This is a genomic window from Pseudomonas sp. BNK-15 (assembly GCF_047456105.1).
GTDB classification, from domain to species: Bacteria; Pseudomonadota; Gammaproteobacteria; order Pseudomonadales; family Pseudomonadaceae; genus Aquipseudomonas; species Aquipseudomonas putida_E.
This window is the reverse complement of record NZ_CP179898.1, coordinates 5,475,887-5,492,707: the sequence shown is the minus strand read 5'-3', so window position 1 is coordinate 5,492,707 and position 16,821 is coordinate 5,475,887. Positions and strand designations below refer to the sequence as shown.

The window sequence follows — 16,821 nt, the reverse complement described above, 5'->3', positions numbered from 1 at the left end:
AGGCCACATGGCCAAGCAAGTTATCGCCCTTGGTTCAGCCCCCAGTGGCCTGGACGGGGATGATGCCCGTACGGCGTTCCAGAAAACCAATGCCAACTTTGACGAACTCTATGGCGGCACTATTAGCCAGCCGACCAATGTCAAGTTAAGTGCGATTGCCGCTTTGGTGTGGTCGGCGAATCAAATGATGTACACCACTGGCACCAACACGCTGGCCATGGCCCCGTTGACGGCGGCGGGCCGCGCACTACTCGATGACGCCAACGCCGCTGCCCAGCGCGTCACGTTGGGGTTGGGCACATTAGCTACGGTCGACGCTCAAACTGCCGCCAACGATGCGACTGCCGGTCGTGCGCTGTTGGTCGGCGCTTTTGGGTTGGGCGGTTCTCAGGGCGTCGCAGTGCCCAACAGCGATCTGAACGACTGCGGGTTGACCGGCTTTTACAACATCGCCAGTAACACCGTGAATGTGCCGGTAGGTGCGTCGTCCGGCTCTGTTTGCTTCACTCAGTGTTTCAACGGGGCGTCTTCTGCGCATCAACTAGTATTCGGCTACGCCGCCAGCCGTCTCTGGTTCCGTCGACGCAACAACGGCACGTGGTCCGATTGGGAAGAGACCGTCAAGAGCTCCTCTATCGGCACTTCCGCTGGCGGAACTCTAACCACTTCTACGCTAGATAATACCCTAGGGCGCGTGTTGCGTGTAGGCGACTTCGGCATAGGTAATACCTGTGTATTGCCCCCCACACCAACCAGTCTTGCAAGCATCACAGCATCGGGCTTCTACTACTGCGGCGCCACGGTCGACGACGGACCGCTCGGCTCTGGGACCGGGGCGTCGCAAGGATACATTCACCACTACCGCCACCCTACCTCGGGTTATGCGAAGCAGGTATTCACGAGCGTTCAAACACCGCACCGAACTTATGAGCGGGTACAGGTAGGTGGTGTCTGGCAACCTTGGCAGTACATGTTAAAGACTGTCGATATCGTCGGCACAGTGTCGCAAAACGGTGGCGTTCCGACAGGTGCAATCGTTGAACGCGGTAGTAATGCGAATGGCGAGTATGTTCGCTTTGCGGACGGAACTCAAATTTGTTGGGGCTTGAAAACATACTCTTCGGGCATCACTTCCGTGGCGGGGGGTGTCTATATTAGCCCTGCCGGCGACCTGGTCACGTGGCCTGTTCCATTTTATTCGAACTTAGTAAATTTGAGCGGAGGCGTGTGGTCAGGCTCCTACAGGGTAACCATCTTGCCTTATAGATCAAACACCTTGAATGGCACCTTTACGTTCGAACTTTATTCATCCGTGCCATCCGGTGTTGATGTTGTTTACACTTGGCATGCAATCGGCCGCTGGTATTGAGGGTGTTTCATATGATCATCAAGTTGTCGCCCGTCCGCATGGACGAGGAATTGATGGTAGATCGCGAAGGCGATCTACTTTACGTGAACGGCGACGTGTTCGACTTCGGTCCGCTATTGGAGGGCGCGACCCTGCCGGCTGAGGCTATATCGTCGAAATGGTTCTCTGGACAAGTCGACCGCATTAACGGGGAGCTTCACTTGACCCTCATTCTTCCTCACGGAGCTGACGCCCCGGAGGAAACAAGATTCCCGCAGCCGATTGTCCTGACTGATGACGGCACGGTGGACCTACCGCAGCCCAGCCTCCGTGCCCCCGAGGAGCCCCCTTTGGCTGAGGACGAACCTAACCCAATCGAAGCCGAGGTGGTTGACGATGAGTGACATTGATTGGTCCATGATGGTCACGGCCGAAATGAAAGAGGCCGCTGCCGCTGCTGCTTTGCTGGAGCAAGTTCAGGCAGAGATCGCCGGATTACGCAAAGTGGCAGACGACGCTATTGCCCCGCTGCAGGATGCGGTCGACATAGACGAAGCGACGACGGACGAAGAGGCCCGTCTCAAGCTCTGGAAGAAATACCGCGTTGCGCTGAGCCGAGTTCCTGAGCAGGGCGGCTACCCCGAAATCATTGATTGGCCCGCCCCACCAACGGACTGACCATTGTTGATAAGGAGTAAATTCCCTCAGCATTAAATTACGCAGGCTGCAGCAAGGGTGAAGAATCCGCTAAATGGATAGTAATTCTCTACATACTCGTTCAGTTTGTCCCATCGCTTATCGGTCTCCTTCCATTTCATGCTAGACCAAGTACCAACATGCTCTTCTTGGGCGAAGAGGGCTAAGCTTTTGTAGCAGATTGACTCCTTAAGGTCAGGGAGCTTCTTGGCGACAAATTTCTTGAATGACGCCTCCCCCTCTTGCGGGAACCCGCTTTGGTAAAACGCGATCGCCATGCTGAGTGCGTCCATAAGCTCTGCCTTTTGGATCGTTGATTGTTCCATTTACTCTCCACAGCGTTGCATTAAGTTTGGTATTTGATAAGGGGCCAAATCGAGAGTGCAATCTCATACCAGAGATCTGACGAAGGTCACTTGTTGACTGGTTCCTGATCCGCCCCTGTGGCAGATCCTACCCAAAGACCGCCGCAAGGCGTTTTTTTTTGCCTGGAGAAAACTCATGACCCAATCCCAGCCCCGGGGCGTGCGCAACCGCAACCCCGGCAATATCGATTTCAACCCTCGCAACAACTGGCAGGGCCAGATCGGCAAGGAACCTGGTGGCCGCTTCGCCATCTTCGACACCCCGGAGAACGGCATCCGCGCTTTGGGCAAGCTGCTCATCAACTACCGGGGCAAAGACGGTATGCCAGGCGTGGGCGGGAAGGGTATCGATACCGTTCTTGAGACTATCAACCGCTGGGCGCCGAGCAACGAGAACGACACCCAGGCCTACGCTGCAGCCGTGGCCAAGCGCCTGGGCGTGCGCACCACCGACCCGATCAACATCAAGGACCCCGCCACGCTGAAGGGGATGGTGGTAAGCATCATCGTCCACGAGAACGGCAGCAATCCATATCCGCCGGCGATCATTGACGAAGGGGTACGGAGAGCGCTGGCATGACGCTCAAGACGATTGGCCGGTGCCTGGGTCAGGCCGACGATGGCTCGCTCTGGTTTTTCTGCAATGGCTGCAATCTCCCCCATAGCCTGAACGTGGGTGCAGGCAATGGGCCGCGCTGGGGCTATAACGGCAACGCCGAGGCCCCGACCTTTACGCCGTCCGTTCTGTCTCGGTATCGGATGGGCAGCAAGGAGACTATCTGCCACTCCTTCGTAACCGAAGGGCGCATCCAGTACCTGGCGGACAGCACCCATCAACTGGCCGGCCAGACGGTCGACCTTCCCGACTGGGAGGCAGCATGGAACAACTGGTAGCCAGATACAGCGCGCCCCTGCGCTGCATTGTCCTGTTGCTGTTGTTGGCATCCTATTGGTGCGTCTACCAGCATGGCAGATCGGTGGAGCGGGCCGAGGCCGCCCAGGCCACAGCCGAACGCGACAGCGGCGACCGCCTGGCTGAGGTTATCGGCGAGCGCGGAGCCCGGCACGAAGAACAACGACGCGCCCAGGCGCAGGAGGAGGCTAGAGCCCATGCTCAAGAACAACGAACGATTGCTGATGCTGGCGCTGCTGGCGCCGATGCTGCTGGCCAGCGGCTGCGCGACGAAGCAGGAAAGCTCGCCGCCACCATCAGTTGCCCCGCCACGGATACCGCCGCTATCGCCCGAGGCCAGGCAGCCACCCGCGCCGCAATGGTGCTCTCCGACCTGCTCATACGGGCTGATGCGCGAGCGGGAGAGCTGGCGGAATCTTATGACCTTGCCCGCATCGCCGGGCAGCAATGCGAGCGCGAGTATGACGCGTTGACGCGCCAAGCCCGGATCATTCGTTGACCAAGGTTGCTACGGCTTTCAGGCGCAATTTTGAGCCTTGACGGGTTAGTGGTAGATTTCCGGCAATCACAAGGAGGTCCGCATGAACACCACTGCCACCGTCACATCCTTTATTTCTATAGGCGTTTGCGCCATCTTGTACCTCCTGCCGGCGATCAACGCCAAGAGCCGGAGGCATCCCAGCACTGGAGCAGTTTTTCTTCTTAATCTTTTCTTGGGGTGGACAGTAATCGGATGGCTGGCCGCTCTAATTTGGTCAGCTACAGCCACGTCGACGCACATAACAACGGTGCCTGGCTCGAATGGCAGTAGTCCAGGAGAAGACAAATATCAGAAGCTTGAGAGGCTTGGCGGGCTAAAAGAGAAGGGCCTTATCACCGCAGCAGAATACGAGTCTGAGAAAAGCAAAATCCTCGGAAGCTAAACAGGGGCAGGTCATCGCCTCCGATTGCTTCAGCGGCCAGTTGCGGATTAGTATGCTGTATCTATATACAGTATTTGGTGCGGCATGTACTTCCTCCTCGTTCGACGCCGCGAGAATGGCGTGGCCATCCCCTCTGATCGCCTCAGGAAGATCAAGCCCCTGCGGGCTGACATCCACATTGGTGATCATCACAGCGAAGTACTGGGCCGAGTCGCGACCCAGGCGTGGGTGTTCAACCCGACACCTGGGCCGGACATCATCCCGCGCTTGCTCGACGCCAAGGTCAACGGCATGGCCCAGCTCGGCATGAACATCAATGGGGTGGAGGAGATCGACGGCGTGATCTATGCGCAGTCGTGGTGGTGCAGGACTGAATGATGAGCGGACTACCACGAGCCTGGCTGGCTGAGCTTGATGACCGGTTTGCCCTCGTCACGGACCCTGACGGGCGCGCGGCCGTGCTCAGCGAGATGGCATTCGCCGCGCGCCGGCGCCGGGAAGTTGATGATGGATGCCTGTGCGACATGCTCGAGCTTGCCGAGGCGGCAAGGGTTTGGGCCCTGCTAGAGCACGAGGAGGCTTGGCACATTGGCCTTTTTGGATATGAGGGTTGGGTTGAGCACGAGCCAGAACGGATCGTAGTTGGCAGAACGCCAGGGAAGGGTGCTTCGGATGTCTAAAACTGCGGTAAAGCTATGTGGTTTTACTGGGTCAAAGTCGACCAAAATCACCAATGCATATTAGACACACCCGATGCATAGGCCGCGAAGTGCGCGGCCTGAGGTGCGTTTCTTACACTACTGCTGCATTACTGGGGTGCAGCTCCTTTTCCCTCAGATTTATCAGCATGAGGAATTAGCGCAGCCGAGTTGGGTTGCCTGCGAATCCTCCAGATTCTGTATATCGCAAAAACTATCAACGAGCCTCCGACTGCCAGCGCTCCAATCTTGTTCGCATAGAAAGCACCTACAGCTAGAGGTAGCAGAAACGGATAGAGGAAGGTCTTTGGCTCACGGATTGCGGCTACGAGCCACAACACGACCGCGATCCAAATCGATACCCTGATCGCAATGGCAGCCATTACCATTGCCAAAAGCAATCTCCATACAACCGGCTTTCGTAAGAAGGATTTCATAGCGTCTGCTCCACAATTCCTACGATGGTATAGGAAATGTGGCGCTTTGCTATTTGTTTGAGAGTCACAGTCAATCGGCGTTAGGCTGAGCCGAAATCGATTCCAAAACTGAAATGGCGACCCTTGCAGTATGCGGCCTGTAGCCGTGCCGTTTCGTCTTTGTTTTGGAATCGATTTCGTCGCTGGCGCCGTAGGGATCGGGCGGTTATGCGACGGTCTTGAAAACCGTAGGCAGACTTGGCAACGCACAGCCTCTGGTGAAGCAGTAGATGGCGCAGAATGACAGGTGGCTATATGATGGCTCGCTGCGACCGGCTTTCAACTCATAGCGCCCTTGGCGACCGTCCGCATACGACCCAAGCGGACGGTCATCGCGGACACCTGTCGACCAAGAGAAGTCATGACTGAGCAGTGCCCGCCACCGATTGCCGATAGTCATCGCCTGGTAGCGAAAGGGGGGCATCGGGTCACGTCTGCCCTTGAACCAACAGTTATTCGCTGAAAGCCGAACTTAAATCCGTTCACGTACCGGGTTTAGCCGTGTAGGCTTGCGAGCATGCTGAATAACGCTCTTGTGCGGTATTCACCCGTTAGGCTCTCTACAAACATGGAAGTCACTGTGAGCGGTTTTATATGTAACACCTGCGGCAAGCCGCACGATGAGTTGCCGATGTGCTTTGGCCCGAGCGCGCCAGACCTTTGGTACTCAATTCCAGAGACGGAGCGAGATGAACGAGGCGAATTGTCATCTGATCAATGCGTGATTGATGGCGAGCATTTCTTCGTCCTAGGACGTATTCTCATCCCTGTAACCGACGGTGTCGGTCCATTTGCCTGGTTGGCATGGATCTCATTGAGCGAAAGCAATTTTCTTCGAATGTGTGAGCTTTGGGAACGTGATGGCAGGGAAGCCGAACCGCCGTACTGCGGGTGGCTGCAGAGCGATTTGCCCTACGAGCCGTCAACGTTGGGTCTTGAAATTCAAGTTCAAACTATGCCTTTGGGTGAGCGTCCACTTATCTTATTTGATCATACAGTTCACCCCCTTTCTGTAGAGCAATACACCGGTATAACGATGGCCCGAGTCCAGAGCATTGTCGAGGCGGCGCTTCATGGTTAAGCAGACGCCCGGTTCCCCCATCAAGGAATGGTTGCCCGCATTGTCGTATCTATTAGTCAGTGATGCTCTAAAAGTCGATGACTACCTCCAGCTAGTTTTTTGTGGGCGGCGCCGTGTTGTCTATATATAACCCTTGTCGGTTTGAAGGTCTAATCTTTTCCGATCTCATTGGCTGTGCGCTTAAAGAAATACGTGCAGACGAAGAGGCCGACGTTATTGTATTGGTCTTAGATAGAGGTATTCTCCATGTCAATGTGCACCCTGACGCCTGGACAGGGCCTGAAGCAATGGCACTCCACGGGCCAGAGAATCTAATCATGATTTGGTAATGACCTCTGCTGAGTGCTCTGTAGCGGCGGTTTGCGGCTGTCAGTTATCCTCTTTGAAGGACTGCTTCGGGTCGATTGCGGTCAGTCGCGACCGGCTACTTTCGACCCAGGCTGTGTGAAAACCCAAACGGGTCTCTGAAGATCGCGAGCGTACGTGAAATCTGAAATGGCTTGGTTATTCAGCTAACCCAGATTTCGCGCAGGAGCGCGAAATTCTGGTCATTTTCTAACCAGCCGGATCGCGCCAAGCGTTTTCACACAGCCTGGACCCATAGCAGCCCTTTGAAGTGGGCAACTCACGGCGTTGGTTTCCCAGCGAATAATGCCGGTAGATTACTGATCAATCCTCAAACGCAGGCGTAATTGCGGAGGAAAGCCCTAGCCAATATACCATTGAAGTCCTCCAGCTTGCTGAGCCTCCACGCTTCCCCGATGCTGATGAATTCACGATTAAGATACCCTGCAAATTCAGTGTTTATCAGGGAGCGGTCCATTGCCAACACGCCCCACTCTTCGAAAGCACTTTCATAGGCAAGCCATTCATGGGTCGGGCTGAATACCAAGTGCGGCAGTTCCAGCGGCGTGTTTGGTGGGCGGAATGATTGGCGCTGAAGCTCAAACACACTCTCCTCTGTGGAGCTACCATCGAACAGCCTGCCTGTGCAATCAGGGGTACCCCATGAAAACAGAACTCCCATTCCACTTGAGAATTGCCGATGGCTCTCGATCAACAGACTTTCGAGCAGGCCCAAGTCAGAAAGAAGCGACCGTTCAAAGAACCAATAATCTAGGTTTGGCTGAAGGAAGACGCGCGCGGGAAGGTCATTCGTGATGTCGAGTTTCAATGCCAGCTTCTGTCCGATGCGTTGGCACTCCTCTGGGGCGATGGTAAACAGCATCGGTTTCTCCTGAACTAGGGCATTGGATTGTACACCTAGAGCCGCGCTTCCCGGCGATGGGCCGCTAAACAGCCGCAAGATCCAAGTGTCTGCTTTGGGTCCAGGCTGTGTGAAAACGCTTGGCGCGATCCGGCTGGTTAGAAAATGACCAGAATTTCGCGCTCCTGCGCGAAATCTGGGTTAGCTGAATAACCAAGCCATTTCAGATTTCACGTACGCTCGCGATCTTCAGAGACCCGTTTGGGTTTTCACACAGCCTGGGTCGATAGCGGATATTTAGCCATGGGGACCAGGGGATACCAATGATGGAGATTGAGGGGGGCGGAGGGGTGTTTAGCCCAATGAAATCAATCCTTTACCACCACCCAACACCCCTTAAAAACTGCATGGTGATGTTGGCAGTAGAGACCGAGGAGGCTTCCAATCAGTGCCGACCCTATACCGGATCAAGCGCGGCTTGTTGTCTGCTTTTTGCGCTACTCCATTACTGTAGGGTGGCGGGAAGATGGCCAAAAAACGGTTCCAAAACTGAAACGACGACCCTTTTAGAATGCGGGTTGTAGGCGAGCAAATCCAGTTTCGTTTTGGAACTGATTTTTCGATACAGTCCGCATGAAACGGCAATTCTTAGATCGGATTGCAAATCCGTCTACGCCGGTTCGATTCCGACCTCGGCCTCCACATTCGAAAGCCCCGCAGATTAACGTCTGCGGGGTTTTTCTTTATGGGTCAAAAAAGCCAAGAGTTCCGAAACAAAAGGCATGGAGTTCCGAAACTTCAGCCTTTCGAGGGCTTGGCAATGGCGCCGACGCGGCGGTAAACGCGCTCGGTGATCCCTTCTTTCGAGTGGCCCAGCAGCACGCTTGCATCGCTCAGATCGTTGATTTCCGATGCCGCTTTCGGTCGGATATCGCGGAACTGGAACTGGGAAATTCGATTAGCCAAGTCCGGCTTCTTTTCCATTTCAGCTTTCACCCTGGCAGCCTCGCGAGCTTCCGCCCACCGGTTGCGCAGCATGGGCCAGCTCATGCGCTTGCCGTGCTCGTTGACGATGAAGAACGGTGAGAGGCGCTGGCTCGTGTATCGGATTATTCGGTCCAGCAGCAGGCCCAGGCTGTTCCTCACGCCATTCGCTTCCAGGACGATCCTCAGTCGCTTGCCAGTCTTGTCTTGGCTGACCAGTAGGTAGATTCCTTCCATATCGTCCTTCCGCATGGACAGCACATCCGACGGCCGCTGAGCATTACGACCGATCAGCTCAGCTCGCAGTCGCTTAACCTCTTTCCGCAGCCGCTCAACCTAGCCAAGAGCGGCGTGAGTGTAGAGCGGACCGAGCTTGGCGATTTCGTCGAGGCCTGCGCGCCATCCATCTGCGTAGCCCTGATCCCAGTCATGGCCCATGCTCAGCTTGGCCTTGCAGGCCGGCAGCACCACGGGCTCGCCCGGGTACTGTTCGACTGCGCCCGTGAGTGGTCCGAACGGAATCATTGGCAACCCGGTCGCCGCCGGATCCCTCTCTGCCTCTTCTTTGGTCCACCAGATGGCAGTACCAACCATCCAGGCTATTGGCTCGGGGGGCTGCGGGGCTGGCTTGGACAGAAGTTCGCGCAGCGTTTCGAGCGCGTGACGGCGGGATACGTTAATGACTTCACCGCTCGGCTCGCGGGATGCTGACTGGATAAGGCTACGCGGCACGCTGACCATCTCTGTGTTGCTGGATCGGTTTTCTGCGGGCATGGGGATACCTCGGAGCCTGGCAAAGCCGGGCTACGCTAAAATTGTCGCGGGTTGAGGAGGGTTGGAGATGACTACAAATTTCATCTGCCAGAAATGTGAGAAAGAAACGGACGCCGAGCTGGATTACGATGGGGAGTTAGACAGTCAGGCTTTCTACTGCCAGCACTGTGGGGCTAAGCATGTTTCGGTGAATGAGGCCCGTGCACCCGGCGGCCCAGTGGAAATGCAGTTCCGGCTGATCGAAGATTAGGCTGCTACCGCTCGTCGCTCAGTGGCACGCCAGAGGTCATTCGCGCGGGCCAGGGCGGCCATCGGCGGCGGGCTGACGCTGTTGCCGCACATGTGCACCTGCTCGGTCTTGGTGAACGACTTGCCGTCGGCGCCCTTGTCGATGATGTAGCTGGACGGGAAGCCCTGCGCGCGATAGAGCTCGTGCGGCTGCAGCATGCGCAGGCAGATGTCGACGATCACATAGGGGGTGCCCTTCACGAACACGGTGACCAGGCCCAGGCGATCCTTGGTGGTGACTGTCGGCGCTGGTGAGTCGCAGGCGCTGATGTTCTCCGTGCCGTAGTAGCTGATCAGGAACGCGGCGACGCGCAGGGCGCCTTCCTCGTGCTCCGGCGATAGCTTGTACTCGAGTAGGGCGTGGCGGCGGTCATCATCGGTACTGGTTCATCCACGGCCCTGCCCACGCAATTTCGACGCAGTGTGGCGAGGCTGGCAGTTACCAGTCGCTGCTGGCTGCCTGTGTTGGTGACCGTGGTCAGACGGCTCGTCTGCGCCCTTGGCTGGTGTGGTGTTGAATCCGCCGTGGCTTGTTCAATGAAGGCTGTGCGCACGCCAATGGCATGGGCTGCACCCGCAGGCCTCTTGTAGTTGCCGCCGCTCGTGATGGTCGGTACCGGACCGGTGATAGCTGCTCCCTCGCTATTGAACCTGAACTTGACCAGATGCCCCGATGCCAGCGCACGGTGGCTCTGGGTCATCAGGGTACCCATTAGCTGGTCAGCTGCTACTGGCTTACCGGCATACATCGGGCCGCCGGCCCCGACCATCACAGGGCTGGCTATCATCAGCTCGCCACGGTTGGCAGCAGTTACTGTTGGCAGGGGATCGCCCGGGTTATTCACTCGGTCTGTGCCCTGATGTGTTGCTGGAAGAATCACCGGGCTCGCCATGGCGAAGGATCCGCCGCGCGGCCAGGAGGTCATCGTGCGAAGTGGCTCGTGCGCCGACTGGGCCAGCTCGCCCGACCAGTTCGAGATCGGGACGATGAAGGGCTGCGGGTTGTCCAACACGAACTTCTTCATGCTCTTGGCCACCCGACGCAGAGTTGCTGCAGCCAATTCCTTCTTGCGGCCGAAGATGCTCTTGCTCGGTACGTTCCAGTCAATGCAGTCGGCGGCGGTGCGCCACTTCTGCTGACCCTTGGCGGGGTTCTTGGCGTGGGTCGGCTCTGGCCACACGATAGGCTGGCCATCGCAGCGGGCGATCATGAAGAGGCGCTCGCGGCTGGTCGGCGCGCCGAAGTCGCAGGCCTTGATGATGCGCCACTCCACCTGGTAGCCCATGCCTTCGAGCAGATGCACGAAACGGCGCCAGGTGATGCCGCAGCGTTTCGGGTCTGGCACCAGGAACTGCTGCTGCACCGGTACACGCTCGCCAACGGCAGCCACGGTGCCGTCCAGCTTCATCACCCGGCCAGTGGCCTTGTCGCGCTTCGCCATCAGCGGGCCCCACTGCAAAATCTGCTTCACATTCTCGAGGCTGATGACCCGGGGCTTCTTCTTGCCTGCCCACTTCAGGCCGATCCACGACAGGTTGCGGATCTCACGCTTGCGCGGCTGCCCGCCGGCAGCCTGGTTGTAGTGCGTGCAGTCCGGACTTATGTGGAACCAGCCAACCGGGCGGCCCTGGCATTCCTCATCCGGGTCGCCGTCGAAGACGTCGGTGGTGAAGTGGCGCGCAGCCGGGTGGTTGGCGGTGTGCATGCTGATGGCCGCAGAGCTGTGGTTCTTGGCAACCGTCACCGGGCGGCCCAGGCCCATTTCCAACCCGGTACCGGCACCGCCGCCACCGCAGACGAAGTCCACCACGATCTCGTCGTCTTGCGGATCGAAGCCAAGGCCGTACTGGGTTTTGAAGTCGAGATGGTTCTTTTTCTGGAATGAAGACATGGGCGGTCCTCGCCGGGGTGGCGTGATTCGTTGAATAGGAGTGTTATGCTTTGACGCTTACTAGGCAGGGAGAGCTGTGATGGGGCTGTGGGAACCAGTCAGAGCGTTTGGCTCACGATTAGCGGCGACGAAAACACGAACTGCATCATTCGCAGGGCTCGCGATTTGGATAGTTTTCCTGCGGTACGGAGAGCCATCTACGTCATTGGTCACGCTTTCCATGCCGCTCGGAATTGCACTATTTGCCATGGGACCACTAGAACTAATTCCAGGTCATTGGTACAGGCTAAATTTCTTCGTCAATGCCATGACCACCTGCTTATTTTTTGCCAGCATGATGTTCGCGGTGGTGGCAATGGCTTTTGAACTTCCTTTGAGCAAGAGCGAAGGATCGATCTTTTGCCTTGTCTGCTGGGCTTTACTGCTGGTTGCTTTCTATGGCGCGCTCCCTTGGATGAAGCGGTCGCCTTTTCACCGATTAAGCGAGAATCGTTTGGCGTACAGTCCCCCGGAAGATATGCAAAAAGCTAAGCAGGAATGAGGTTTGATACAGGTTAATCCCGGGGGAGGGGAAGGCGCTGGCGGGCAGCGGGTGGTGTCAGGTTTTGCGGACGGAATCGATTTTTGGTATAACGCCCGGCCATTTCACAGGAAGGAACCTCATGAAACGCACAATCATTGGCGCATCCATCATCGCCATTGCTGTTATGTCCCTCAGCGGCTGCTGGGAGTCCGAGGCAGACAAGAAGGCCAAGGAACAACAGGAAGCGAGCGAGAACTTCTGGAACATCACTCCGCCTGATGAAAGCCAGGACAAAGGTTTCAAGCCATGAAGCACTACTTTGCCCCAATGTTCGCTGCCGCGCTCGCCATTGGCTTGGTCGGCTGTAAAGAAGACGCCGTCGACACTGCCGCCTACGAGCCCACTGCAGAACACTGCCAGCCCGACTACCTGAAAACTCTTCCGGACAACAAGGCCCGCGAAGACCTGGTCGAGAAGTGCATGACCGGTGGTTCGTACAAGAAGTCAGAGCCGAAGACCTGGTAACGTCGGTTCTTCGTCATCCAGCGCCGCCTCATCAGGTGGCGTTTTCGTTTGCGGGCGAATGCGCTGCTTCGGGTCGCTGTCGAGGATGACGCCGATGTAGTGGCCACAGTCAGCCATGATGATGCCGGGTTCGCCGTTGCCGATAACCCGGCGACCGACCTCGGCCGGCACGTCGTAATGGCAGCGAACGTAGTCGCAGTTGTAGTTGCTCATGGCTTTCTCCCTGCATGCGCCCCCCTATGTGGCCGGATGGGGCTGATGGCAATTTGATGCTTGATGGGGTATTACGGGATTCCCGGCATTTGGGACGGACTGAGGAGTTTTTAATGCAAATTGATTTGAATGAGCCTGGTGCTTGGACGCTTCAATCGACAGCAGCACTTATCCGTTCTGCATCGGATGAAGACGATCATGTCCAGCTGCGCGTTACCAAGGACGGTATCGCTTACATCTCCCACGGCATCGTTGGGAATCAGGATACGGACAATTTGAGCTTCCGCCTTGAGACCTGGTGCTGTGGCAATGGATATGTAGGGGCTGCCGCATCCGAAGATGAGGATTGGGTTAAGCGTATTTACGAGGTTGTAACTAAAAACTGGCCTGACCCCACCTTCACTTACATTGATATTTACTGAGGGGCGACTATCTCGCGCTAATCAGAAAGCAGGATCTGCTCACTAGGTTCGCGCTTTATCTCGGCCATGCTTGCTTCATTGAGCTGACGCGCTAGTTTTGGCGAGATGTAAAAAGCTGGCGCGTCAGGTCGTTCAAGTCGACGCGCCCGCTCTTCAGGCTCCTGCGCAATCCACGACAAGGCCAGGTCCTGCCAGAGTTCCTGTACCTGGTTGTAGCCGTGACGCTCGATCTCGGCAGCCATAGCAGCCTTGATTCCTTCCGGCATGTGGAAGAACACCTTCTCGATGCCCAGCTTCTTCGCCTGGGCCGTCTGCCGGGTTCGGTAATCCGCTGAGTGCTTCGCGACACCGGTCTTTTCCTCGTCCATCGCTGATACCTCCCAAGCCGCTGGGCGGCAAGTTGATGTGCTGTTGGCGCCGGCAGTGCCGGACGCGGGCGGTGATGCGTATCAAGCGGAAAGCTCCATGTCTCTGTCATGCCAGCCGGCAAGCCACCAGCCGCAGTTCACCGTCAGCCAGCCATAGGGCTGGGCATCGCGGGACTGGCTGTTGTCGCGGCAGGCGCGCCCGAGGTAGTAGGCGGTGGGGTGAACCTGCTGCCGGCGCTTCATGGCTACGCACCGGCCAAATAGTGGAGCGGGGCGAATGGTATGTCGTCATCGAAGCTGTCGTGATCAGGTGGAGCTGCCTGCGGGTTCTGTTGCGGGCGAGCAGGCGGCTGTTGCCGTGGCTGCCGATCTGGCATTTGCCCTGGCTGCTAGCCCTGTGGCCGGCTACCGAGCAACTGCATTGTGCCGTTGATGTCGACGACGATCTCCGTGGTGTAGCGCTTGATGTCGTCTTTCTCCCACTCGCGGGTCTGTAGCTTGCCCTCGATGTAGCATTGGGAGCCCTTGCGCAGTTACTCGTCGGCGATTTCGGCGAACTTCCCGCACAGCGACACGCGGTGCCACTCGGTGGGTTCGACCTTCTCGCCTGAGCGCTTGTCTGTCCATTGCTCGCTGGTGGCCAGGCTGAGGTTGGTCACAGCGTTGCCGTTGGGCAGGTAGCGTACCTCTTGGTCCTGGCCGCAAGTGCCAACCAGGATGACCTTGTTTACCCCGCGGCTCATGACTGGGCAAGGCTGATGAGGCCCTAACCCGGGTGTCGCCGTAATCGCAGCAAGAGCTAGCAGTTACCTGATGATGCCTTTCGTAGCAGTGCTAGGCACAAAGCCTCCGGTGCCTTGGTTGGGGCATTTTTCTCGCAACTTGCGCATTAGCTCTGGGTACTTAGCTTCCTGCTTCTTCAGCATTTCCTGATCATTACGCTTCAAGTCGGAGCACTTGGGCTCTTTGACATCCTCGGCGCACGCGGAAAGGAAGCTCATCGCAGCAGCGATAGCAGTGGCACAGATCAGTTTTTTGAACATGAAACCCATCCTTGAAGAGTTGAACTTTGGCTGCAGAGCACTTGTTGTGCACTCGACAGTCAACACCTCGGCCTGAGGTATGTCTCATATCAAGCTGCACCCCCGCCAGATAGCGCCATGCTGATCCGGTGGCCGGGCGAATCTACAGCGGCTGCATAGGGCAGCCGAACCGCCATGCCTGAGTGAGCGCGGCGGGGGCGGCATCATACCTCATGTTGAGCGAGTGAAAGTGCCACTTCCGGCACTTCTAGGAACTAGGAGCAATATCTTGGACAGCCAGCATAAGAGAATCACCGGCTACCGTGACCTCACCCAGACTGAGATCGATGGCATGAACTCGATCAAAGCCCTGGAGGCAGATACCCGTGAGCTGTTCAAGCAGATCGGTCAGATCGAAGGGGTAGACCAGCGCACGTTGGCCTTGGCCAAGACCAACCTGCAGCAGGGCTTCATGTGGTTTGTGCGCTTGATCGCCAAGCCCGCTGATCCTTCCAGCTGATGGCCAAGGCGCCTTACACGACTTGTAACCTGTACGTGGACGGTGCCGATGGCATCGCGGGCGGCGACTTCATCACCACCGCAGCCGGATCTGCATACCTGGTACAGGCGCTTCGATTAAGCCGCACCAGGCCTGAGCGCAAGCACATGCACTGCCTGCGCTGGCCGATTGCCGAGGTGCCGTTGGATGCCCGGTGTTTCCAACTGACCTGGTACAAGAGATAGGGAGCGTGAGCCATGGCCCGCATGACCGCGACGATCGTCTGCCGGCAGAGCTGGTGGCTTAAGTACTACCTGGCCGGCGTCCTTGCTATGCCCCACATCACAGGACGCGAGCCGGACCTTGGCCGTGTATTCCGGTGGATAGAGCGCGGCATAAAGGGTCGAGGTGCGCTGATGGCCAGGTTCAAGACGCTGGGCACCGCGCATCAAGGAAAGCGCAGGCTCGCGGGTCAAGGTGGTCACGCCAGGCAGTTGGCGAAGCGGAATGACCAGCTCTCAACGTGGCTACGACTACCGATGGCAGAAGGCACGGGAGCAGTACCTGCGTGACAACCCGCTGCGCATCTACTGCGAGCGGAACGGCCGCATAACTGCCGCCAGGGTTGTCGACCACATCGTTGCTCACCGTGGAGACCTGCTTCTCTTCTGGGATCAGACCAACTGGCAGAGCCTCTGCAAGCCTTGCCACGACTCCGTCAAGCAGGCCGAGGAGGCAGCGGGGCTGGGTGGCTGAGGCGTCAGCGGATCGTCGAAACCCGGTGGAGCGATAAAAAAGCACGCCAGTGACGTGCCGCGAAACAGGTAGGGGGGTAAAAAGCTAGGGATTCTCATCTAGCTAGACCGCATCCGACCCCACGTATACATTTTTCTCCCCCCTGAAGGTTTTTGTTAATGGTGTTAATAGACAAACAGCGACAGTTTGTTGACGCTAAGGCCCGTGGTGCGCCCAACAAAGAATCGGCGGAAGCCGCAGGCAGCAAGCCTTCGACTGCTGCTGCAGCCGGTTCACGCTGGGCCAATGATCCGAAGATCGCATCCGCAATTTTGGCTCGCCGAGCCGAGCTCAGGATCGAGCTCGTGTTAACCCTGAGCCGAAAAAGCGTAGAACCAAAGCGAAGGCTGTTGAGGCTAGCGGTCAGCCAATCTTATTGTGAAAGCTGGACGGTATGTATCAGGGCGCAGCGGAGTCGACGGCCGTTGGTGTATGGCGAGGGAGATGGTCAAAGCTGGCGTTTCGCGCCCCCACGCTTTAGGCTACCGCCGGGCTCGAGGGAGCCCATTACCACGCTAAACGCAATGACCGAAGGATCAGAATATGGATATCAAATTGGCTCGGCTGGGTGCAGTCATGGGGTTGGCCATGATTTTGGCAGCTTGCTCGGAGGAAAAAGTGCCCGAGCCGACAGCAGACAACTGTGCTCCGGAGATGTACGAAAAGAATCTGGCGAGCTTATCGAAAGAGTCTAACCGTAACGAGTTCATCGCAAACTGCAAGAGTTTCGTCGCTGCGAAGAAGATGACCAAATGGGAATTCAAGAAAAGCCCAGAAGACAATTTCTGAGACTCCAGCCTGACAAGCCA

General features: G+C 57.1%; 26 protein-coding genes and 3 pseudogenes. 19 read left to right on the top strand and 10 right to left on the bottom strand.

The annotated features are described in order from the left end of the window. Positions 1–7: 7 nt before the first annotated feature. From ACMGF5_RS25225 to ACMGF5_RS25215, 3 genes are read left to right on the top strand one after another with little or no spacing between them, the layout of a single operon-like run. The gene (locus ACMGF5_RS25225; protein ID WP_414157400.1) at positions 8–1,369 is read left to right on the top strand and encodes a pyocin knob domain-containing protein; all 1,362 of its coding nucleotides are present in this window, start codon (positions 8–10) and stop codon (positions 1,367–1,369) included. Between the two features lie 11 nt (positions 1,370–1,380). After that, on the top strand, positions 1,381–1,752 hold the full coding sequence (locus ACMGF5_RS25220) for a hypothetical protein (RefSeq protein ID WP_231386176.1): 372 nt from the start codon (positions 1,381–1,383) through the stop codon (positions 1,750–1,752). Further along, positions 1,745–2,026, top strand: a complete 282-nt coding sequence (locus ACMGF5_RS25215) for a tail fiber assembly protein (RefSeq protein ID WP_196914386.1) — start codon at positions 1,745–1,747, stop codon at positions 2,024–2,026. The genes ACMGF5_RS25220 and ACMGF5_RS25215 overlap by 8 nt, the downstream gene beginning before the upstream one ends. A 32-nt stretch (positions 2,027–2,058) precedes the next feature. Here the strand turns inward: ACMGF5_RS25215 and ACMGF5_RS25210 are convergent, their stop codons facing one another. Beyond that, entirely contained in the window at positions 2,059–2,370 is a 312-nt protein-coding gene (locus ACMGF5_RS25210; RefSeq protein ID WP_414157399.1) for a hypothetical protein, read from the bottom strand. A 175-nt stretch (positions 2,371–2,545) separates the two neighbouring features. On the opposite strand from ACMGF5_RS25210, the gene ACMGF5_RS25205 reads away from it, so the two are divergent. From ACMGF5_RS25205 to ACMGF5_RS25175, 7 genes are all read left to right on the top strand, one after another. Next, entirely contained in the window at positions 2,546–2,989 is a 444-nt protein-coding gene (locus ACMGF5_RS25205) for a structural protein P5 (RefSeq protein WP_414157398.1), read from the top strand. Next, positions 2,986–3,303 (top strand): DUF6527 family protein, encoded by a 318-nt coding sequence (locus ACMGF5_RS25200; protein WP_414157397.1) that lies wholly within the window; start codon positions 2,986–2,988, stop codon positions 3,301–3,303. The genes ACMGF5_RS25205 and ACMGF5_RS25200 overlap by 4 nt, the downstream gene beginning before the upstream one ends. Then, entirely contained in the window at positions 3,288–3,821 is a 534-nt protein-coding gene (locus ACMGF5_RS25195) for a DUF2514 domain-containing protein (protein WP_414157396.1), read from the top strand. Before ACMGF5_RS25200 ends, ACMGF5_RS25195 begins: the two co-directional genes overlap by 16 nt. A gap of 82 nt (positions 3,822–3,903) precedes the next feature. Continuing rightward, positions 3,904–4,245 (top strand): superinfection immunity protein, encoded by a 342-nt coding sequence (locus ACMGF5_RS25190; RefSeq protein WP_119687353.1) that lies wholly within the window; start codon positions 3,904–3,906, stop codon positions 4,243–4,245. Between the two features lie 84 nt (positions 4,246–4,329). Further along, positions 4,330–4,623: a hypothetical protein gene (locus ACMGF5_RS25185; RefSeq protein WP_119687352.1), complete on the top strand. Its 294-nt coding sequence runs from the start codon at positions 4,330–4,332 to the stop codon at positions 4,621–4,623. Further along, complete coding sequence (locus tag ACMGF5_RS25180; protein ID WP_414157395.1) at positions 4,620–4,925, top strand: hypothetical protein; 306 nt, start codon at positions 4,620–4,622, stop codon at positions 4,923–4,925. The genes ACMGF5_RS25185 and ACMGF5_RS25180 overlap by 4 nt, the downstream gene beginning before the upstream one ends. Positions 4,926–5,987: 1,062 nt before the next feature. Continuing rightward, positions 5,988–6,500: a DUF2199 domain-containing protein gene (locus ACMGF5_RS25175; RefSeq protein WP_174142504.1), complete on the top strand. Its 513-nt coding sequence runs from the start codon at positions 5,988–5,990 to the stop codon at positions 6,498–6,500. Between the two features lie 676 nt (positions 6,501–7,176). Here the strand turns inward: ACMGF5_RS25175 and ACMGF5_RS25170 are convergent. The 3 genes from ACMGF5_RS25170 to ACMGF5_RS25160 form a co-directional block, all read right to left on the bottom strand. Continuing rightward, positions 7,177–7,728 (bottom strand): hypothetical protein, encoded by a 552-nt coding sequence (locus tag ACMGF5_RS25170; protein WP_119687349.1) that lies wholly within the window; start codon positions 7,726–7,728, stop codon positions 7,177–7,179. A gap of 777 nt (positions 7,729–8,505) precedes the next feature. Continuing rightward, entirely contained in the window at positions 8,506–8,928 is a 423-nt protein-coding gene (locus ACMGF5_RS25165; RefSeq protein ID WP_237858848.1) for a hypothetical protein, read from the bottom strand. A gap of 99 nt (positions 8,929–9,027) precedes the next feature. Beyond that, positions 9,028–9,465: a hypothetical protein gene (locus ACMGF5_RS25160; RefSeq protein WP_237858846.1), complete on the bottom strand. Its 438-nt coding sequence runs from the start codon at positions 9,463–9,465 to the stop codon at positions 9,028–9,030. Positions 9,466–9,532: 67 nt separating this feature from the next. Here ACMGF5_RS25160 and ACMGF5_RS25155 point away from each other — a divergent pair, with 67 nt between their 5' ends. Continuing rightward, the gene (locus ACMGF5_RS25155) at positions 9,533–9,715 is read left to right on the top strand and encodes a hypothetical protein (protein WP_237858844.1); all 183 of its coding nucleotides are present in this window, start codon (positions 9,533–9,535) and stop codon (positions 9,713–9,715) included. Here the strand turns inward: ACMGF5_RS25155 and ACMGF5_RS25150 are convergent. After that, positions 9,712–11,645 (bottom strand): annotated as a pseudogene (locus tag ACMGF5_RS25150) (DNA cytosine methyltransferase). The gene ACMGF5_RS25155 and the pseudogene ACMGF5_RS25150 sit on opposite strands and share 4 nt — an antisense overlap. A 79-nt stretch (positions 11,646–11,724) precedes the next feature. Here ACMGF5_RS25150 and ACMGF5_RS25145 point away from each other — a divergent pair. From ACMGF5_RS25145 to trbK (ACMGF5_RS25135), 3 genes are all read left to right on the top strand, one after another. Further along, a complete protein-coding gene (locus ACMGF5_RS25145; protein WP_237858842.1) occupies positions 11,725–12,186 on the top strand; it encodes a hypothetical protein in 462 nt (153 codons plus the stop codon). A gap of 121 nt (positions 12,187–12,307) precedes the next feature. Next, complete coding sequence (locus ACMGF5_RS25140) at positions 12,308–12,478, top strand: hypothetical protein (protein WP_237858840.1); 171 nt, start codon at positions 12,308–12,310, stop codon at positions 12,476–12,478. Continuing rightward, complete coding sequence (trbK, locus tag ACMGF5_RS25135) at positions 12,475–12,693, top strand: entry exclusion lipoprotein TrbK (protein WP_237858838.1); 219 nt, start codon at positions 12,475–12,477, stop codon at positions 12,691–12,693. Before ACMGF5_RS25140 ends, trbK (ACMGF5_RS25135) begins: the two co-directional genes overlap by 4 nt. Here the strand turns inward: trbK (ACMGF5_RS25135) and ACMGF5_RS25130 are convergent. After that, positions 12,673–12,906 (bottom strand): hypothetical protein, encoded by a 234-nt coding sequence (locus ACMGF5_RS25130; protein ID WP_237859040.1) that lies wholly within the window; start codon positions 12,904–12,906, stop codon positions 12,673–12,675. The two genes, trbK (ACMGF5_RS25135) and ACMGF5_RS25130, sit on opposite strands and share 21 nt — an antisense overlap. A gap of 113 nt (positions 12,907–13,019) precedes the next feature. Here ACMGF5_RS25130 and ACMGF5_RS25125 point away from each other — a divergent pair, with 113 nt between their 5' ends. Next, complete coding sequence (locus tag ACMGF5_RS25125; RefSeq protein ID WP_237858830.1) at positions 13,020–13,328, top strand: hypothetical protein; 309 nt, start codon at positions 13,020–13,022, stop codon at positions 13,326–13,328. A gap of 17 nt (positions 13,329–13,345) precedes the next feature. On the opposite strand, the gene ACMGF5_RS25120 is transcribed toward ACMGF5_RS25125, so the two are convergent. From ACMGF5_RS25120 to ACMGF5_RS25105, 4 genes and pseudogenes are all read right to left on the bottom strand, one after another. Further along, positions 13,346–13,696, bottom strand: coding sequence for a hypothetical protein (locus tag ACMGF5_RS25120; protein ID WP_237858823.1), 351 nt, complete (start codon positions 13,694–13,696; stop codon positions 13,346–13,348). Between the two features lie 81 nt (positions 13,697–13,777). Next, on the bottom strand, positions 13,778–13,939 hold the full coding sequence (locus ACMGF5_RS25115; protein ID WP_237858821.1) for a hypothetical protein: 162 nt from the start codon (positions 13,937–13,939) through the stop codon (positions 13,778–13,780). A 2-nt stretch (positions 13,940–13,941) separates the two neighbouring features. Next, a pseudogene (locus ACMGF5_RS25110) lies at positions 13,942–14,439 on the bottom strand (single-stranded DNA-binding protein). Positions 14,440–14,502: 63 nt separating this feature from the next. Beyond that, positions 14,503–14,739 carry a hypothetical protein gene (locus tag ACMGF5_RS25105; protein ID WP_237858820.1) on the bottom strand — a complete coding sequence of 79 codons (237 nt, stop codon included), beginning with the start codon at positions 14,737–14,739 and terminating at the stop codon, positions 14,503–14,505. 268 nt (positions 14,740–15,007) lie between these two features. Between ACMGF5_RS25105 and ACMGF5_RS25100 the strand changes: the two genes are divergently transcribed. From ACMGF5_RS25100 to trbK (ACMGF5_RS25085), 4 genes and pseudogenes are all read left to right on the top strand, one after another. Beyond that, positions 15,008–15,238 (top strand): hypothetical protein, encoded by a 231-nt coding sequence (locus ACMGF5_RS25100; protein WP_237858818.1) that lies wholly within the window; start codon positions 15,008–15,010, stop codon positions 15,236–15,238. Beyond that, on the top strand, positions 15,238–15,462 hold the full coding sequence (locus tag ACMGF5_RS25095; protein ID WP_237858815.1) for a hypothetical protein: 225 nt from the start codon (positions 15,238–15,240) through the stop codon (positions 15,460–15,462). The genes ACMGF5_RS25100 and ACMGF5_RS25095 overlap by 1 nt, the downstream gene beginning before the upstream one ends. Positions 15,463–15,633: 171 nt before the next feature. After that, positions 15,634–15,973, top strand: a pseudogene (locus ACMGF5_RS25090) (HNH endonuclease). A gap of 582 nt (positions 15,974–16,555) precedes the next feature. After that, positions 16,556–16,801, top strand: coding sequence for an entry exclusion lipoprotein TrbK (gene trbK / locus ACMGF5_RS25085; protein ID WP_237858813.1), 246 nt, complete (start codon positions 16,556–16,558; stop codon positions 16,799–16,801). The last annotated feature ends 20 nt before the right edge of the window (positions 16,802–16,821 follow it).

What these genes read in the sequence shown, in the direction of transcription:
- ACMGF5_RS25160 (WP_237858846.1), bottom strand. Translation starts at nt 9,465, where the DNA reads ATGCCCGCAGAAAACCGATCCAGCAACACAGAGATGGTCAGCGTGCCG.
- ACMGF5_RS25155 (WP_237858844.1), top strand. Translation starts at nt 9,533, where the DNA reads ATGACTACAAATTTCATCTGCCAGAAATGTGAGAAAGAAACGGACGCC.
- ACMGF5_RS25125 (WP_237858830.1), top strand. Translation starts at nt 13,020, where the DNA reads ATGCAAATTGATTTGAATGAGCCTGGTGCTTGGACGCTTCAATCGACA.
- ACMGF5_RS25170 (WP_119687349.1), bottom strand. Translation starts at nt 7,728, where the DNA reads ATGCTGTTTACCATCGCCCCAGAGGAGTGCCAACGCATCGGACAGAAG.
- ACMGF5_RS25145 (WP_237858842.1), top strand. Translation starts at nt 11,725, where the DNA reads ATGGGGCTGTGGGAACCAGTCAGAGCGTTTGGCTCACGATTAGCGGCG.
- trbK (WP_237858838.1), top strand. Translation starts at nt 12,475, where the DNA reads ATGAAGCACTACTTTGCCCCAATGTTCGCTGCCGCGCTCGCCATTGGC.
- ACMGF5_RS25095 (WP_237858815.1), top strand. Translation starts at nt 15,238, where the DNA reads ATGGCCAAGGCGCCTTACACGACTTGTAACCTGTACGTGGACGGTGCC.
- ACMGF5_RS25195 (WP_414157396.1), top strand. Translation starts at nt 3,288, where the DNA reads ATGGAACAACTGGTAGCCAGATACAGCGCGCCCCTGCGCTGCATTGTC.
- ACMGF5_RS25190 (WP_119687353.1), top strand. Translation starts at nt 3,904, where the DNA reads ATGAACACCACTGCCACCGTCACATCCTTTATTTCTATAGGCGTTTGC.
- ACMGF5_RS25140 (WP_237858840.1), top strand. Translation starts at nt 12,308, where the DNA reads ATGAAACGCACAATCATTGGCGCATCCATCATCGCCATTGCTGTTATG.
- ACMGF5_RS25180 (WP_414157395.1), top strand. Translation starts at nt 4,620, where the DNA reads ATGATGAGCGGACTACCACGAGCCTGGCTGGCTGAGCTTGATGACCGG.
- ACMGF5_RS25105 (WP_237858820.1), bottom strand. Translation starts at nt 14,739, where the DNA reads ATGTTCAAAAAACTGATCTGTGCCACTGCTATCGCTGCTGCGATGAGC.
- ACMGF5_RS25165 (WP_237858848.1), bottom strand. Translation starts at nt 8,928, where the DNA reads ATGGAAGGAATCTACCTACTGGTCAGCCAAGACAAGACTGGCAAGCGA.
- ACMGF5_RS25210 (WP_414157399.1), bottom strand. Translation starts at nt 2,370, where the DNA reads ATGGAACAATCAACGATCCAAAAGGCAGAGCTTATGGACGCACTCAGC.
- ACMGF5_RS25220 (WP_231386176.1), top strand. Translation starts at nt 1,381, where the DNA reads ATGATCATCAAGTTGTCGCCCGTCCGCATGGACGAGGAATTGATGGTA.
- ACMGF5_RS25130 (WP_237859040.1), bottom strand. Translation starts at nt 12,906, where the DNA reads ATGAGCAACTACAACTGCGACTACGTTCGCTGCCATTACGACGTGCCG.
- trbK (WP_237858813.1), top strand. Translation starts at nt 16,556, where the DNA reads ATGGATATCAAATTGGCTCGGCTGGGTGCAGTCATGGGGTTGGCCATG.
- ACMGF5_RS25185 (WP_119687352.1), top strand. Translation starts at nt 4,330, where the DNA reads ATGTACTTCCTCCTCGTTCGACGCCGCGAGAATGGCGTGGCCATCCCC.
- ACMGF5_RS25225 (WP_414157400.1), top strand. Translation starts at nt 8, where the DNA reads ATGGCCAAGCAAGTTATCGCCCTTGGTTCAGCCCCCAGTGGCCTGGAC.
- ACMGF5_RS25215 (WP_196914386.1), top strand. Translation starts at nt 1,745, where the DNA reads ATGAGTGACATTGATTGGTCCATGATGGTCACGGCCGAAATGAAAGAG.
- ACMGF5_RS25115 (WP_237858821.1), bottom strand. Translation starts at nt 13,939, where the DNA reads ATGAAGCGCCGGCAGCAGGTTCACCCCACCGCCTACTACCTCGGGCGC.
- ACMGF5_RS25175 (WP_174142504.1), top strand. Translation starts at nt 5,988, where the DNA reads ATGGAAGTCACTGTGAGCGGTTTTATATGTAACACCTGCGGCAAGCCG.
- ACMGF5_RS25120 (WP_237858823.1), bottom strand. Translation starts at nt 13,696, where the DNA reads ATGGACGAGGAAAAGACCGGTGTCGCGAAGCACTCAGCGGATTACCGA.
- ACMGF5_RS25205 (WP_414157398.1), top strand. Translation starts at nt 2,546, where the DNA reads ATGACCCAATCCCAGCCCCGGGGCGTGCGCAACCGCAACCCCGGCAAT.
- ACMGF5_RS25200 (WP_414157397.1), top strand. Translation starts at nt 2,986, where the DNA reads ATGACGCTCAAGACGATTGGCCGGTGCCTGGGTCAGGCCGACGATGGC.